We start from the raw sequence: 13,498 nt of genomic DNA, 5'->3' as shown, positions 1-13,498 counted from the left end.
TAATTTCCTGTTGTTATGTGATGGATCAGGCGACGTGTTCGATCAGGTCTGGCTGATCGAGGATGTCTGCGATGGTGAGTGGACGTTGCGATTTACGGATGGCATCGAATAGCTGGTCGTAGGTGACGCCCATATTCTCCAGGAAGAGGGCGACGTCGGTTGCGTTCCAGTAAACGAGATCACGCAGCGTCTCAGGCTTGCGGCGTCCGCTACCAAAAGCCAGTCCACCATGGCTCTTCTTTTTGGTCGGCAGCAGGATCTCGCCCAAAGGGTCGCGCTCGATCACGAACTTGGACTGGTCGATCTTGACCATGTAGTTCCTCAGCTCGATCAGATGACCGACATCGAGCGCCTCGTGTGGCTGGTGCTCGTTGTAGTAGCCAACCGACAGGTTCGAGCATTCCGGCACCAGGCGGCGGTACTGCTTGGTGTCGGTCAGGATACCCTTGTCGCAGATCTTGAACCGGCTCGGCAGCTGGGCGGCGAGAGAGTTGCCGAACGTGTCCGAGCAGGTGCGCTGACGCTGATGGGTGATAACCTGGTCGATGCCCCGGCGGTCGAACGCGATGGCTGCCTCGATGTTGACGAGACGACCGGGTTCCTTCTCTGCGATGGCGGACGAGCCAACGCACCCAACTTCCTCGGCGAAGTGGAAGATGTAGAGTCCAGGTACCTTCGCCTTGATCATCTCCGTCATGATCCAGACGCCCGCCGCGCAGTCCGCTCCCAGACAGTTAGATTTCGAGTTGACGGAGAGCGTGATGAACTTCCCGTCGAAATCGACCTTCTGGTAACCTTCCTTGTGGTGGACGCTGTCGGTGTGCGACGACCACAACACAGTCGGATTGTCGCCGATCGACAGGCACCAGTTGCCGTGCTTGTCCATCTTGGCGCCGAGCGGCATGATGAACTTCTTGATGAAGGCCATCTCGGTCGCCGATCCGGCTGGCCGGCGGTGAGAAAGCATGGCGATGATGGTTTCGAGATCAGTCATGAGTTTTCCTTAAGCGGCGCTGCGGCTGCGGAGGGCGAGAGCAGTGGCATCGAAGCGATCATCCGCACCATGCGGATCCCGTTCCGCGGGCCACTCCTGCAGGTGCAGGTTCCGGAAGTGGCGGCTATCCCGCACCAGATCCTTCTCGACACTGGCGTAGTCGATGCCCCATTTGGCAAACGACGACTCGATGATTGGAGCCTGGAGCTGCGCCTCCAGCTCTTCGCCCTTATCGTTGAAACGATAGGCGAGACTGGAATGCACCCGCTTGTCACCGAACTGCAGCATGTCGTTCTTCGGCCAGTTCTTCCTGGTGTAGGAGCAGTGCTCGCCGTGTTGTTCGAAGTGCTCCTTGGACCACGGAATGCCGCTGCCCATGATCACCTTGAACTCGTGTGGGTAATACTTGCCGTTGCCGCCGCAGGCGAAGGCATCGCTGCGGATCGCCGCCTGACACCACTCTTCGTTGACGCCGTGGACAAAGTACGTGTCAGAAGCCTTGACCGGCACCTTGTTTCGCGGACAGACGCGCTGCATGTGAGCAACACCTTCAGATGAACTTCCGCTGGCGACGAACAGGTCTCCAGGTTCTGCCTGAAGCGCAGTGACGAAGTGGTCGCCCTTGTCGATCGCGACCTTGATGTCGTCAAAATACGGCATCACGAACTCGCCGTTATCCCTGCGACCGGCCCGGATCTTCAGCAGCTTGGCTCCGACGAAGACCTGAAGCTTTTTGTTCCCATCGGCGGAATTGTCATCCCGCAACCAGGTGTATCCTTCAGCGATCATGGCAGCCTGCATGCGCTGGGCATCGCCATAGACGCGACCGAACAACTTCTTCTCCGGCCAGCAGACGCAACGGGACTGGATCCTGCCGTCCTTGTTCTTGGTGTAGGCGACAACCAGATCGCCCGCTGCGTAGGGCTCGGTGGGCCAGCAAGGCAGGTCATCAAACGAGTGCTTGCCGTCCATGCAGGACTCGGGTCCGTTCTCATAGACGTAGGCAATGTCGTCCGGCTCGGATGCGAAGAAGATTTCACCGCTCGGATCGATGGCGGCGATCAGGTGCCGGCGCTTGTTGTCATCAACATTCGGATAGAAGCGGGTGAGATAGCGACCGGGTGTGATCGACGTAGCCTTGTTGATGATCCCGTTCTCTTCGCTGTCGATGAATCCGATGGTGCTCGCATCAATCTTGCTGACGTGGGCGAAGTGGTCCGCGATCGGTTCCAGATCCCACTTTGCGGGGAGTGGCGTCAGCTCGCCGGTCTCGAAACGCTTGAGCATGGCGGCTCGCCAGTCGCCGGCCTGCGCAATACGGCGGCACTGGACCTTGGCGCCATTGAGGACCGTTGCTGCTACCTTGGAGGCCTTGGCAGCATCAGCACCCTTTTCGAAGGTGCCGTAATCCGGAAGCGGAGTCTCGATGAGTTCGCCGCTGCCATCGCGGTCCAACCGAACCAGGTAGAACATTTGCATCTCCGTTTGCATTCAAACATGCCGGTAGGCATGGCTTTCCCTTGGTGAGGCGCGGAACCGTTATCTCGGCGCCGCGTCTCGATGGCGTGTCAGCTTTTGCATTCAAGCAAACGCTGCGTCAAGTCAAATTGTCAAATCCCTGAGCGGGAAAGTGCCGCTGATACTCGCGGTCTGTCACGCGGGTTCATTGTGCGGATCCACGTCGTGAACCCGCAGAAGGTTATGATGTGCATACAAGTCCCTGTTATTTTGATTGTTGTTGGTTCCCAATAGCCAACAAAGAAGTCTCAAGATCGTAGTCCTATCAGTGATAAAGTTTGCAGATTAGGGGCCGAGTCCGGATGCTCCCGGTCGCCAACTTTTCTTATTGGTCGGGGAGACCTCATCAAGCATCTCCCCATCGGCTCAGTCTTCGTTGTCGACGTAGTCGATGACGAAGGACTCAAGCCCATCTTTGTGAACAGCGTCGCATAGCTCGTCGATGTTCTTGTAAGCGCCGTGCCAGCGTTTCCCTGGCCACTTCGCTCGCAACGTGGTGCCGTTGAGCCTGGCGTGGAGCACAGGCTTGCCGGCTTGTTCGTCGGTGTCGCTCATCGGGTCTGCACCCAGATGTCGTTGCGATGCATCTTGGCCTTGAACTGATGGCCTTCGATTTCGAAGGTGATCCATCGGCCCCGAGGCCATCCGCTCTTGTCGTCCGAGGTGATCGCCTTCATCATGGCGTCAGCGGCGTGAGCCCGCAGTGTATCATGGTCAGGTCCGTGTACCTCGATACCGCTGTCCAGGATGAGGAAGGGATTATCGACCCGGCCGATGACGTGGTTCCTGAATGTTATCGCGGTCATCACGCAAATCGCAGCGACGTGGTGCCGAAGAGCCTCACCCGCTCTCGCATGTCGGCCAGGATGATCGAATCGTCCAACCTGGTGTCGAACAGGTCGGCGAGGGTGGAGGTGGATCGGCGAAACTTTCGTCGGGTCTTTGTCGTCATGGTTATTCATCTTTCCAGTTGATGGTGATGGTCCCGTCAGGACCGGTTACAAGCTCAGCCTCAAAGAACGCTATGGCCTTGCGAATGGCGGGCATGTACGGACCAGATCCTCGTCTGGCCCGATGTGCTGCCACATTGGTGAAGTAGCCTCCGGTGCCCAGCTCGCAGTCGAGACCGCGGATAGACAAGCCGTCTTCCCTGGCGCGCTGCCGGATCGAATCCGCCAGGTGTTCGCCGATGATGGCGAGCGGCTTTTCGTGATAGTTGAATAGCGAGATGCCGAGAGCCTTTGCGCGCAGGTTGATTTCCCATGGCGACCGGTGCGGCAGTATGTGATGGATCGCAGTGGCGCCCTTGGTCGGAGCTGCCCGTCTGAGTTCCTCGTCCTCTCCGGACTTCCACGGAAGCCGGCGGTAGCCGAGGCCTTCCGCTCTGTCGCGCTTGCCCTGGATGGACAATCTCGATCGGTGAGGCGGCAGCAGTTTCTGCAGCTCAGATGTCCTGAGGTGCCGGTTGCGCCGCATGATCTCGATCTCAGCGACCGTCCAGGCATTGCCACGCTTGACCAGAGAGGCGCTATCGAACCTCTCGGCACCAGAATTTTTCCTGGCAAGCAGGACACTCGATGACCTCACTGGACTTGTCGCCCTCTTCGTCGAAGTCGAAGTTGCAGTGGGGGCAATCGAAATGGGTTCGGATAAAGCCAAGCGTGTGTTCAAGTTCATCTCGTGGCGTACTCATGCCTGGACCAGCCTTTTGCTATCGAGGACGAAGCGCCGTTCGCTCCGCCGTTGCCGGCCACGTTTCGTTTTGGAGAACGGCTCGTGGTGCCGCTTCCAGGTTTTAGTCTCAAGTAGGAAGCGGAATGCAGCGCCCAGGGCGCGTTGTGCCGGCTCACCCTTATCGCAAGGGTGTCTCCACCAGCGGCGTCGATGACGAAACATCTTTGGTTTCCTTCATTCGGCAGACGAGTCGCGGATCTCCCTTGTCGTAGGCTCCGGTTGGAACTTGTCGAAGCTCCAACGGCCTGGGGCATCCTATTTCCCACTGTCCGCATCGCTGACAGGTGCCACCCTTTCCGCAGCTGTAGGTGCCGGTGATGACCGTGCAGACCTGGCGCGGTTCGGGAAGGTTGTCATCGTTACAGCCGGTCAAGAGGAAAGCTGCGATCAGCGCCAACAGCTTCGGCTTCATGCCGCCACCTTTTGAAGTTCGTGGCGGTATCGTTGCGGCTTCGGCGCCTCGTACCAAAAGGCTACGCGCGGCGGCTCTTCAAACGCGACAACAACCACAGGATTAGCATAATCATAGCGTTTGGCAGCCTTTCGGAGTGTCCGTCCGCTCTCGCGGGCGGTATCAACAATCAGCAATTGAAATTGCTCCGGGCAGCGCATTCCGTAGGGGATGAACGGGATGCCAAGGATGTGCGAGGCATATACCGCGGCAACTGCGCCAGACCGTCCAGGGCCAGTGACGGCACCGATGTTCTCGAGGCCGCCGCTCAGCACCAGCTGCATGCGCTCGGCAAACTCGGCCTCACTGACGATGCGGACCGGCTTGTGTCTCGGGTCGGTCATGATGTCTCCGGTTTGAAATTGTAGGCGAACCCGCCTCCCGAAGGAGACGGGCCGCAGTTGAAGATCAGTACCGAACGTTCTTATTGAGCGCCCAGTACGGCTCGTTGCCATCCTTCGGGTCGATGAACAGCGACTTGCGAGCGTCGCGGCGCAGCTTCACGATGGTGCAGACGCGGGTGCCGAAGCCGTTGCGATAGGCGTGAACCGTTTCGCCAACATGACGGGTCCGACCGGCAACGTACATTTCGGTCGGAGCGGTTGGGGCAGGGGCAGGTGCCAACGCGGCGCCTTCCGTGCCCTCGACCTCGTCCTCATCCTCTTCGCTTTCGATGCCGTCATCGGTGTCGGCGCCTTCAACGAAGGCCTCGTCGGCAACATGGCTGGTCACGCCAGCAACTTCATCCGCCAGCGTGGCTTCCGGTGCCTGGATCACCAGCGGGAAAATGCCGGCGATGTCGTCCACGGAGGTCTCGGCGCGGGCGGCGTCTTCGCTGGCGTACAGCTCCTCGTCGACGTTCAGGATGCGACCGTCACGGCCAATCACCACGAACACCGTTCGCGGATAGGTCTGTTCCTGCTCAACCTTGTAGTCGCCACAGGAAGAGTCGCCGTCCGTGTCGAACTGGGCGATGCACTGTTCGCCGTGTTTCCAGAAGCTGATGACAACCGGGTGAACGCTGCCCTTGAGAACAGTCACGATCGAGGCGTTGTCGTATTCCTCTTCGTTGTAATCGGCGTTGTCGAGGACGACGATCGGCAGATTGAAGTCGATCAGCCCGATCGGATATTGCGGCACCAGTGCCGACGCATCCGCAACAGGAGGAAGGACTTCACCGCTGAGCGGCGCTTCCGGCGCGGCGGCGGGTTGAAGCTGTTCAGCGACAGGCGACGCATCGAAAACTGGCGGCTGGAAGCTGTAGATTTGGCCTTGTGTGGGATCCATGTAGTTCTCCTTTGGGTGGTCGCCTTGGTCAATGTCCCCGCTCTTGGCGGCGTCCGGGGTGGGAGCTGGGGTGGATTGTTTGCTTTCAAGCAAGCGAGAGATCATGTCGAAAGCGAAGAACGGGCTGATGAATGGGCTACGCAAAGTGCTTCTCCAGTTGCGGAGTGAGTTGGCAGGCTGTGGGCCAATCGGGATCACCCGTAGCCAGGAAGTTGTCGATCGCCGTGAGCGCGTAGGCCGGCGGGATCAGGTCTGGCGGGAAATCGTAGGTGTCGCCCGCCCAATCGAGCATCTCGGCGCCGTTCTTCTTCTTGAAGGGCCAGAACAGGGGTCCGAGAGCGTCGCTGGAATGAAAGGTCAGGTAGGCGTGGGCTGTGTGGCAAGGCGCCATGCGGTCTCGGCGCATCGCCTCGAACATCCATCCCCCGATGCAAGCTGTGGTCCCGCAATCGCTCTGCTGGAACGAGACGTTCATATTGAAGCCGTCAGGCTTTTCGAGATTGACGTCCGGGTCGTGATGGAACGAATGGCTGGCGAACAGACCTCTGACCTCAAGCAGCGCGCGGTGCTCAAAGCTCAGAATGCCGAGCTGATCAGCGGATAAGATGGTCATGGTTGGCCTCAATCTCATTTGCATTTCGATAATGGCGCTTTTCTGGAACCGCAAGCACAAATTTGCATTCACGCAAATAATGTGCTTATAGGGTGGTGATGCAGAAAACCGAGATTGTTTGCGGACTCCCTTGGCTTCATACGAAGCCGGAACGCGCCATTTTTAGTGAACTCGGTTTCGCATGTGTCTATGCGGTCGGTCCTTCAGGGGGCCGGCCGCTGCGCATCGGCTGGTCCAAGCAGCTGAAGGACCGGATGCAGGAACTACAGCTGGGTTGCTGGAAGGAGCTGCAGATCCACGATATCGCCTGGACCGCTGGCGACATGCTCGCCATCCGGCTGTTCAATGAGGCGGTCGGCCTGCTCGACAAGGCGAAACGACGTCTCACAGGAGACTGGTTCGACGTCACGCCGGAGTTCGCTCAGCAAGCCCTGCGGGTTGCCACGGATAAGACCAATATACCGACCTTCAGCCATGTTCAGATGCTCGACAAGGTTAGAGATGTGAGGAAGAAGCGGATCGAGGCAGCCATCAGGAATGCATAGCGATGCGAACCGCTTGGACCGAGGCTGATGCCTTGCGTCCTGTGTTCTTGAAGATGTCCACCATTCTCATGTAGTCCCAGGCCTCTTCCTCGCTGTGGAAGAGGATCGGGATCACGGCGAACACTCGCCAGTCACGCCAGTTGTGGGGATCGCCGCCTGGACGCAGGCCATCAGGTCTGCGCCATTGCAGCGTCACCTTGTATCGCTTCAGTCGTTGCTGCATCCGGGCCTTCAGGCGACCAGCAGCAGCCTTGGCTAACAGCTGGTCCTCATGGCTACGCGGCTGATTGATCTTCATCGATCAGTTCCCGTTCTGCTTTCCAGCGCTCCTCGTGTGGTTCGGTGATGTCAATGCCGGCAGCCATGTAGATCACACCGGCCCACCAGTAGTTGGCGACGGTCGAGATGCCGTTCATCACGGCGTGGAACAAGCGCTTCATTTCTTTTTACCCTTGGGTGGCGCTAACGTTGCCAGAAAGCGCAGCATCCAGAGAGGATCGCTCACCGGCACCAGTCTGGTGTATTTTGGTGAGACGACCTCGACCTGGAAGTCTGTGCCGCCGAAGTTGACGAGTTGGCCGTGTTCAAGCGGCGGCACGGAGCTTGTCTTCCGCCTGGACGATCTGGTCATAGGCAGCGCGCCAGATCGCATAGTTGACATTGCGGACCTTATCGAGGACATCGATCAGCAGTTTCTTCTCCGGGATGTAGATCCGAGCGAAGCCGCCGCCGTGGGTCAGAATGTCCGCGGTGTTGCTGAGCATGTCAGCGCATTTGATCATCTGGCCTTGCCAGGACGCACCGGCCAGGAACTGACGATCCATCGCCTTTCGCAGTGCCCGGTTGCCCACACCTTCCGGTGTGTTGCCAGTGTCTGCCCGACTGACATCGGTGACTTCCATCACAAGGCCGGCGACGTTCCGATCGAACTTCTTGACCAGATCGAAGTAGGTAACTTTGGTGTCCTCGATCGTGTCGTGCAGATATCCGGAGACGATGATATCCGGCGTGGCGCCGTAGCTGCGCAGCGTTGTTGCCACTTCGTGCAGATGGTTCCAGTAGGGCTCGCCTGTGAACTTACGCTTGTGGTCAGCATGAGCGGCCCTGGCAAAATCGGAGCCGGCCTCGATGTAAGCGTTCACTCTATCCATGGTCGGCAACCTTCTGGTTATCGTTGGCGATCCGGAGTCGGGCAGGCCTGGCGCCGGGTACGCACACCTTCAGGTGCATGTCCTCTTTCCAGGCGAAACCATCCGGGGCGCGGTGGGTGTGGGTGTAGGAGAACGAGTTCAGCTTGATCAGCGGAAAGGGCAGGGCATAGCTGCCCAGAAGAAAGACGACCATCGGAACCTCCGTTTGCAGGATATTTGCATAACAAATCGTTGCATTCAAGCAATGATTAAAACGCAACGCGACTGACGATGCCGATGAATGCCAGAGCCATGGCGGTTGAGACAGCGAACACCCGCAGATCCAGGAAGCCGATCGCCCTCATTTCCGTTTCATCCAGTCGATGCTGACCATCACGGTCCCGTATCGCTTGCAGAACCCGGCCAGACCCCGTTTCTTCAGGTCATCAGCCAGCTCGCCCAGGTCTGACCGGACTTTCTGCGTTACTTCGGGGATCAGCTTCTCTCGATTGTATTCCATGTCCATGATGGCGAAGATGGCATTCATGGCTGCGGGAGCGTAGGTGTCGAAGTCGGCACCCATCTTGTCGGCGCCACGCCGAGCGGCATTATCGACGAACTCGTAATCGGAACACTTCTGGACGACCACATAGGAGATGGTTGCCAGAGCGATGAACTCGCGGTTGACGTTGCCGGCCTTGGCCGGGGCGGAGAGGGCAAGCATCAGCGTTACCGCCGACGCACAGAGTGCGTGCAGTTTCATGGTTCATTTTCCTTGTGTGTGATGGATGGCGCTCCCGGCTGGAATCGAACCAACCTTTCCGCCTTGAGAAGGCGGCGTCCTAGCCGATAGACGACGGGAGCAATTAGGGTTTAGAGCGGTTCGCCCGGGGCGTTATCGACCCTGATCAGAAACCGTTGCGACACTTTGCCGGATGTGTCGAACTGCCAGACCTCGATCACGCCCCGATTTGTGTTGGACCTGACGGTTGCGAAGTTCTTGGTGTGCAGCAGCTCCTGAAGTAGCTCCGTCAGGCTTGGGATTGAGTAGAGCTTCATGATTTCACCACGACCGTGTGACCGGTCTCCTCATCGGTGAACTGGAGAAGCTCGTCGCCGTCGCTGTAGGACTCGACGGGATCGGCAACTCCGATGGAGTCCGGCCACTTTTCCTGAAGGTGAACAGGATTGTTGGCGTGGACGATGAACTCCTCGATGGTGGTTCGCGCCACCTTGATGCGGTATTCCGTCATGACGTCACCAGGTTGGACTGCCGTTTGCGTCAACGGCGTCGGAGTTGTTGTCGGGCATATGGTCGATGCTGCCGGTTGGCGCCGCTCCTTCAATCCGAAGTAGGGCCTTGTCGAGATTGTCCCGCAGATGGCGGGCCTGATCCGGCGTCATGTTGCCGGTGAACTGCGTGCCGCCCCTGGGTCCAGAGAAGAATAGGATGATGACGTCGTGCTCGCCGTCGTCGATCTTCCAGCTGCTGCAGTTGGCATTGACGTACTCACGCATGGTCGACACCGGGACGAAGGTTGCCGTCGTCGTCATAGTCGGGATCGTCGACACGTTCTGACGCTTCGATCATCGCCTGAACCCAGTCCCAGTAGCCGGCGCGGGTGTCGTGATTATCGACGTCCATTCGCCAGTCCGCTGGCGTGAAGGTGTGGTGTTCGCCCCAGGTGCCCGCGTTATCCTCTGCGAGACGTTGAGCGGGGGATGGATCGACAATCGTGAAGACGGTGGGGCGGACATAGCCCTTGCCTTCGACGTAGTCGTAGTTCCGCTCGATGATCTCGTGGACTGTCAGCTCGGGATCGTAGCAGGCAGCGCTGTGGAACTGACGCTGGATTGCGTCAGTGTAGTCGGTCGATTTGTCCCAGGGGCCGGCAACCATATCCAGATCAACAGCCAGGGTCATCGTGATGTACGCTCGCTTCTTCACAGCTCGATCCTTTCGTTGACGGTTGCGCCGTAAGAGTGAACTTGACCCCAGCAGACAGCGCCTGACGGAGCGGCGTTCGGCATGATCGGGCATTCGAAGACGCGAACGTTTTCGGTCATGCCGAGCGGGTATTCCTCAAGGTCTTCGTCGTCGCCGATCTCGTAATATTCCCGCCAGAACTTGACGGCCTCGCTGGCGTCGGTCGCCCAGACGAAAAGGTCGCGGATGACCACACCGTCCTGATCGACGGGACATTGATCGTGGATTGGGGCGACCAGATAGAGCATTCGTTCCATTGAGGTTGCCGGCCGTGCCTTCAAGGCAGCGTCGGAGGCCTGAAGCCGGAGGATCTCAGCCCCAGCCAGTTCAGCCTGTCCTTGCGGATTATCCTGATCCTCCAAAGGCACCTTGATGTTGAGCAGGTTGAGGATGGTGTCGACAAAATCGACGCAAGAATATGACATCACGGGTTCTCCGGTTTCTCGATTTCAGTGTCGACTGATGGATCGATGACGATGCCGTGCATGCCCTTTGCACGTCGCTCAGTGTAGGTTTCGCCGATCAGGAACCACTTCTCGGCTCCATCGCTGGCCCGCCTTGCGCAGACGCCGACCTTGCCTTTTGGCACCCAGCTCGCCCAGTCTCCCCAAGCAGAGCGCAGGACGAACTTGTCCTTTGTCTCTTCGATGAAGATCCTCTCGTCTCGGCTCCGCGACTCTCCGGGCAGGAGCTTGACGTTGAAGAACCTCTCGTACTCGTCAGGGTACCAGCCACGGAATGAGTCGAGAGCGTAGTCGTACTCGGTCTTGTCAGGCCGACCATCAATCTGGACGACGCGCTGGAAAGCTCCAGGATAGATCATCGCTGCGATCGACCACTGACAATCTTCCTCATACCAGCCGCCCTCGGCTCGCATATAGTCCGGGACACCAGCGTTTCGTTCTCGGGAAAGCTTGATGCCGCCGTGCCCCGCGGTCGAGACCGACCAGATGCCAGGCGCCAGTTCGCGCTTGGTCTGGATGGCTCCCCATGGTGAACGCGCGGGGCACGGGCAGGATTTGAACAGGCTGATATTGTCGGTCATCAAAAATACCCGGATGCAGGTGTGAGGTCGAACTTTTCGCCGAGCCACTTCACTAACGCGGCCGGCTCTTCGCCAATCTCGAAGGCTTGGCGCATGCGCTCGCCAGCGTCGTCTGTGACCAGGTCGGCATAAGCCCACTGCTTGTCGGCCTCACGCCTGCACTCGTCATCGAAACCACGCTGGATGAACTCTTGCGCCACCAGCTGGGCAGCGCTGTGCGGGTCGATCAGCTCGCCACCGGCGTAGATATAATCGCCGCGATACATCGAGGCCTTGCCATCCTTGCAGACGGCATGCTTCAGCATGGCCGGGATCACTTCCCAGTCGTATGACCAGTAACCGAAGAAGTCCTCGTTACGCTTGGTCAGGATGTCGTAGATCTCCAGGCACCATTTGCCGAGCAAGATCGACTGCGAGCGCATCTCGCCGGACCCTGTTGCTTCCCGCATCTCGATCCACTCAAGCCGAAGCGCTTCGTGGGAATGCTCTTCGCAGTTGACGCGCATGGCCTCGACCTGCTCTTCGGTGCCGAGCGTCCATTCGTTGAGGCATTCCCACACGCACAGCGCCGCTTCCATCTCGAGATTGGTGAAGCCGGGGAACATGCCCTTGATGCGATCGGCAAGGGCCGGCACGTCTGCATCGCAGTTAGGATGGACGACGCGGCGGAGGATAGTTTCGAGCTGGTCTGTCATCGGCGCATGTTCCATTGTTCGCTTGCGGCGTATTGGTCGTAGAAAGGGCGGAGGGAAGGGGCGATGCTCATCTCGATCATCTCGGGACTACCGCAGCACCATCCTTCGGTCGGGTAGCACTTGATGCATCCGAGCTTGCCGGTGTCGTTGCCATGCTTGTCGAGCACACCGTCGAGCAGGTGAATGTCTTCCTTGATGCCGCAGTAGGAGCACTTGCAGGCATCGCGAGGATCGTGGATCAACTGCCTCATTGACGCTCCTCAATCTTTGCCTTGATCTCGCGGGCAACGCCGACCCAGGCATGGCCGCTGATCATTGGCGTATCGACCTTTGCCGGTTCGGTTTTGGCGACGAGGTCTGCCCAGTTGCGGATGGCTTCGAGGATGAAGAGCTGCGCCAACGGTCCGTAGTTGCTGAACTCGATGAGGCGGGTGACGAACTCGACATTCGTCTCGGGCTGGTTCTTGCGCTTGGTCATGCTCAGTCCTGTTCGAATAGGAGCGCGATGGCTTCCAGTTGCGAGCACATGGTGTGATGACCGACGAAGTTGCCGGTGCGCCACCAGAGCCAGGGAAGGGTGAAGGCGAGATGCGGGCATGCGTCATCGCCTTCGAGGCCGGCGAGGTAACCGGCGTCGTAAAATTCGAAGGGGTTCATTCTGCTTCCGATGCCCAGGCGATTGCCGCGTCGAACACCTTCAGCACCTTGGCGTGACCGTCCTCGCTGTCGTTGACCTTGGAATAGGTCATGCCGTAGAGGCGCTGGGCCTCGGTACGCATGATGTCCTCAGCCTCGATGTAGGCCTGCGATTGATCGTTCAAAACTTCCAGCAGGATCGCGCCGTCAGCGCAGCATCGGGCGACATTGGTTCGGACGTAGGCCAACTGTTCCGGGCCAGGAAGCAGGTATCCAGACTCTGTGATCACGGAGGACCAGAGCCAGGGAGTGCCGTCCGTGAAAAGGAAGTGCCACTCCTGACACCAATTGGCAGGGTTCTCGATGCGCTTGCGCGCCGCCACGAGGATGGCGTGGATGGTCGATCTGTCGGTCATCTCATTCCTCATTCGCATTCAAACAAGCCACAAGGCGCACCTCTGGCGTAAATTGCAGTCGGTTCGCGAGGTTCTCTCTCCACCACCATCAGAGCTTGGGGTATCTGACGGCAGGTCTGCCTCCAACCGACGACTACTTCCTTCGGGGAAGCAGCAGGGCGCGAGCCGGGATCAGCCTCTCGCTTTTGTGGGCGGCCTGCCGCCCTCCCATTTCGTTCAATCCCTCACCGTGTCCGCAAATGCGGCGTCCCGTATGACGCAAGGCAGGCAGTCACGGTGAGGGACGAATAGCTCCAGCGGATTGGTTGGCACGCCGCTGGTCGTGCATTGGGTCCGGTCGCTCCCGGCTGCTCCGGTCATAAAGGTCGTCCGTGCTGTGTCATCTAGGCGGGGTCGCTTACTTCATTGTCTTTCTCCGTGGCAGTTGAATTTAGTGACGACCCCCAC

Annotated in this window: 28 protein-coding genes and 1 tRNA gene; 1 reads left to right on the top strand and 28 read right to left on the bottom strand. The window is 58.8% G+C overall.

Annotated features, from left to right (window positions below; all coding sequences use genetic code 11):
* Positions 1-25: 25 nt before the first annotated feature.
* The 10 genes from BLR13_RS39450 to BLR13_RS39415 form a co-directional block, all read right to left on the bottom strand.
* A complete protein-coding gene (locus tag BLR13_RS39450; RefSeq protein WP_091977303.1) occupies positions 26-994 on the bottom strand; it encodes a M28 family peptidase in 969 nt (322 codons plus the stop codon).
* Between the two features lie 9 nt (positions 995-1,003).
* Entirely contained in the window at positions 1,004-2,467 is a 1,464-nt protein-coding gene (locus tag BLR13_RS39445) for a hypothetical protein (protein ID WP_157793794.1), read from the bottom strand.
* 411 nt (positions 2,468-2,878) lie between these two features.
* Positions 2,879-3,067, bottom strand: coding sequence for a hypothetical protein (locus BLR13_RS39440; RefSeq protein ID WP_091977298.1), 189 nt, complete (start codon positions 3,065-3,067; stop codon positions 2,879-2,881).
* Positions 3,064-3,318: a hypothetical protein gene (locus tag BLR13_RS39435; RefSeq protein WP_091977296.1), complete on the bottom strand. Its 255-nt coding sequence runs from the start codon at positions 3,316-3,318 to the stop codon at positions 3,064-3,066. Before BLR13_RS39435 ends, BLR13_RS39440 begins: the two co-directional genes overlap by 4 nt.
* The gene (locus BLR13_RS40955; protein WP_157793793.1) at positions 3,318-3,464 is read right to left on the bottom strand and encodes a hypothetical protein; all 147 of its coding nucleotides are present in this window, start codon (positions 3,462-3,464) and stop codon (positions 3,318-3,320) included. Before BLR13_RS40955 ends, BLR13_RS39435 begins: the two co-directional genes overlap by 1 nt.
* A 2-nt stretch (positions 3,465-3,466) precedes the next feature.
* Positions 3,467-4,099 (bottom strand): hypothetical protein, encoded by a 633-nt coding sequence (locus tag BLR13_RS39430; RefSeq protein WP_091977294.1) that lies wholly within the window; start codon positions 4,097-4,099, stop codon positions 3,467-3,469.
* 265 nt (positions 4,100-4,364) lie between these two features.
* A complete protein-coding gene (locus BLR13_RS40950) occupies positions 4,365-4,658 on the bottom strand; it encodes a hypothetical protein (protein ID WP_157793792.1) in 294 nt (97 codons plus the stop codon).
* Entirely contained in the window at positions 4,655-5,041 is a 387-nt protein-coding gene (locus BLR13_RS39425; protein ID WP_091977292.1) for a hypothetical protein, read from the bottom strand. The genes BLR13_RS40950 and BLR13_RS39425 overlap by 4 nt, the downstream gene beginning before the upstream one ends.
* A 64-nt stretch (positions 5,042-5,105) precedes the next feature.
* Positions 5,106-6,128, bottom strand: a complete 1,023-nt coding sequence (locus BLR13_RS39420) for a hypothetical protein (RefSeq protein WP_157793791.1) — start codon at positions 6,126-6,128, stop codon at positions 5,106-5,108.
* A complete protein-coding gene (locus BLR13_RS39415) occupies positions 6,121-6,597 on the bottom strand; it encodes a hypothetical protein (RefSeq protein WP_157793790.1) in 477 nt (158 codons plus the stop codon). The genes BLR13_RS39420 and BLR13_RS39415 overlap by 8 nt, the downstream gene beginning before the upstream one ends.
* A 98-nt stretch (positions 6,598-6,695) precedes the next feature.
* On the opposite strand from BLR13_RS39415, the gene BLR13_RS39410 reads away from it, so the two are divergent.
* Positions 6,696-7,142, top strand: coding sequence for a hypothetical protein (locus BLR13_RS39410; protein ID WP_091977285.1), 447 nt, complete (start codon positions 6,696-6,698; stop codon positions 7,140-7,142).
* Here the strand turns inward: BLR13_RS39410 and BLR13_RS39405 are convergent.
* From BLR13_RS39405 to BLR13_RS39335, 18 genes are all read right to left on the bottom strand, one after another.
* The gene (locus tag BLR13_RS39405) at positions 7,129-7,440 is read right to left on the bottom strand and encodes a hypothetical protein (protein ID WP_091977283.1); all 312 of its coding nucleotides are present in this window, start codon (positions 7,438-7,440) and stop codon (positions 7,129-7,131) included. The two genes, BLR13_RS39410 and BLR13_RS39405, sit on opposite strands and share 14 nt — an antisense overlap.
* A complete protein-coding gene (locus tag BLR13_RS40945) occupies positions 7,418-7,582 on the bottom strand; it encodes a hypothetical protein (protein ID WP_157793789.1) in 165 nt (54 codons plus the stop codon). Before BLR13_RS40945 ends, BLR13_RS39405 begins: the two co-directional genes overlap by 23 nt.
* Positions 7,579-7,740, bottom strand: coding sequence for a hypothetical protein (locus BLR13_RS40940; RefSeq protein ID WP_157793788.1), 162 nt, complete (start codon positions 7,738-7,740; stop codon positions 7,579-7,581). Before BLR13_RS40940 ends, BLR13_RS40945 begins: the two co-directional genes overlap by 4 nt.
* Positions 7,727-8,284 (bottom strand): HD domain-containing protein, encoded by a 558-nt coding sequence (locus tag BLR13_RS39400; RefSeq protein WP_157793787.1) that lies wholly within the window; start codon positions 8,282-8,284, stop codon positions 7,727-7,729. The genes BLR13_RS40940 and BLR13_RS39400 overlap by 14 nt, the downstream gene beginning before the upstream one ends.
* Position 8,285: 1 nt before the next feature.
* Positions 8,286-8,486: a hypothetical protein gene (locus BLR13_RS39395; protein ID WP_091977279.1), complete on the bottom strand. Its 201-nt coding sequence runs from the start codon at positions 8,484-8,486 to the stop codon at positions 8,286-8,288.
* A gap of 147 nt (positions 8,487-8,633) precedes the next feature.
* Positions 8,634-9,035 carry a hypothetical protein gene (locus tag BLR13_RS39390; RefSeq protein WP_091977277.1) on the bottom strand — a complete coding sequence of 134 codons (402 nt, stop codon included), beginning with the start codon at positions 9,033-9,035 and terminating at the stop codon, positions 8,634-8,636.
* Positions 9,036-9,061: 26 nt separating this feature from the next.
* A tRNA-Glu gene (locus tag BLR13_RS39385) sits at positions 9,062-9,136 on the bottom strand.
* A gap of 9 nt (positions 9,137-9,145) precedes the next feature.
* Entirely contained in the window at positions 9,146-9,331 is a 186-nt protein-coding gene (locus BLR13_RS39380; RefSeq protein ID WP_091977275.1) for a hypothetical protein, read from the bottom strand.
* Positions 9,328-9,525: a hypothetical protein gene (locus tag BLR13_RS39375; RefSeq protein WP_091977273.1), complete on the bottom strand. Its 198-nt coding sequence runs from the start codon at positions 9,523-9,525 to the stop codon at positions 9,328-9,330. Before BLR13_RS39375 ends, BLR13_RS39380 begins: the two co-directional genes overlap by 4 nt.
* Positions 9,526-9,529: 4 nt before the next feature.
* Entirely contained in the window at positions 9,530-9,826 is a 297-nt protein-coding gene (locus BLR13_RS39370; protein WP_157793786.1) for a hypothetical protein, read from the bottom strand.
* Positions 9,783-10,220 (bottom strand): hypothetical protein, encoded by a 438-nt coding sequence (locus BLR13_RS39365; protein ID WP_091977269.1) that lies wholly within the window; start codon positions 10,218-10,220, stop codon positions 9,783-9,785. The genes BLR13_RS39370 and BLR13_RS39365 overlap by 44 nt, the downstream gene beginning before the upstream one ends.
* Positions 10,217-10,684, bottom strand: a complete 468-nt coding sequence (locus BLR13_RS39360) for a hypothetical protein (protein WP_091977267.1) — start codon at positions 10,682-10,684, stop codon at positions 10,217-10,219. The genes BLR13_RS39365 and BLR13_RS39360 overlap by 4 nt, the downstream gene beginning before the upstream one ends.
* On the bottom strand, positions 10,684-11,304 hold the full coding sequence (locus BLR13_RS39355; protein ID WP_091977265.1) for a DUF7007 domain-containing protein: 621 nt from the start codon (positions 11,302-11,304) through the stop codon (positions 10,684-10,686). Before BLR13_RS39355 ends, BLR13_RS39360 begins: the two co-directional genes overlap by 1 nt.
* Positions 11,304-11,999 carry a hypothetical protein gene (locus tag BLR13_RS39350; RefSeq protein WP_157793785.1) on the bottom strand — a complete coding sequence of 232 codons (696 nt, stop codon included), beginning with the start codon at positions 11,997-11,999 and terminating at the stop codon, positions 11,304-11,306. Before BLR13_RS39350 ends, BLR13_RS39355 begins: the two co-directional genes overlap by 1 nt.
* Entirely contained in the window at positions 11,996-12,250 is a 255-nt protein-coding gene (locus BLR13_RS39345; RefSeq protein WP_091977261.1) for a hypothetical protein, read from the bottom strand. The genes BLR13_RS39350 and BLR13_RS39345 overlap by 4 nt, the downstream gene beginning before the upstream one ends.
* Complete coding sequence (locus BLR13_RS39340) at positions 12,247-12,477, bottom strand: hypothetical protein (protein ID WP_091977259.1); 231 nt, start codon at positions 12,475-12,477, stop codon at positions 12,247-12,249. The genes BLR13_RS39345 and BLR13_RS39340 overlap by 4 nt, the downstream gene beginning before the upstream one ends.
* 2 nt (positions 12,478-12,479) lie before the next feature.
* Positions 12,480-12,656: a hypothetical protein gene (locus BLR13_RS40935; protein ID WP_157793784.1), complete on the bottom strand. Its 177-nt coding sequence runs from the start codon at positions 12,654-12,656 to the stop codon at positions 12,480-12,482.
* Positions 12,653-13,051, bottom strand: a complete 399-nt coding sequence (locus tag BLR13_RS39335) for a DUF6197 family protein (protein ID WP_091977257.1) — start codon at positions 13,049-13,051, stop codon at positions 12,653-12,655. Before BLR13_RS39335 ends, BLR13_RS40935 begins: the two co-directional genes overlap by 4 nt.
* Between the last annotated feature and the right edge of the window lie 447 nt (positions 13,052-13,498).

Source organism: Bradyrhizobium ottawaense, from assembly GCF_900099825.1.
Lineage (GTDB): Bacteria > Pseudomonadota > Alphaproteobacteria > Rhizobiales > Xanthobacteraceae > Bradyrhizobium > Bradyrhizobium ottawaense_A.
Note: the sequence above shows the minus strand (reverse complement) of the source record. Positions and strands in the feature narration are given on the sequence as shown.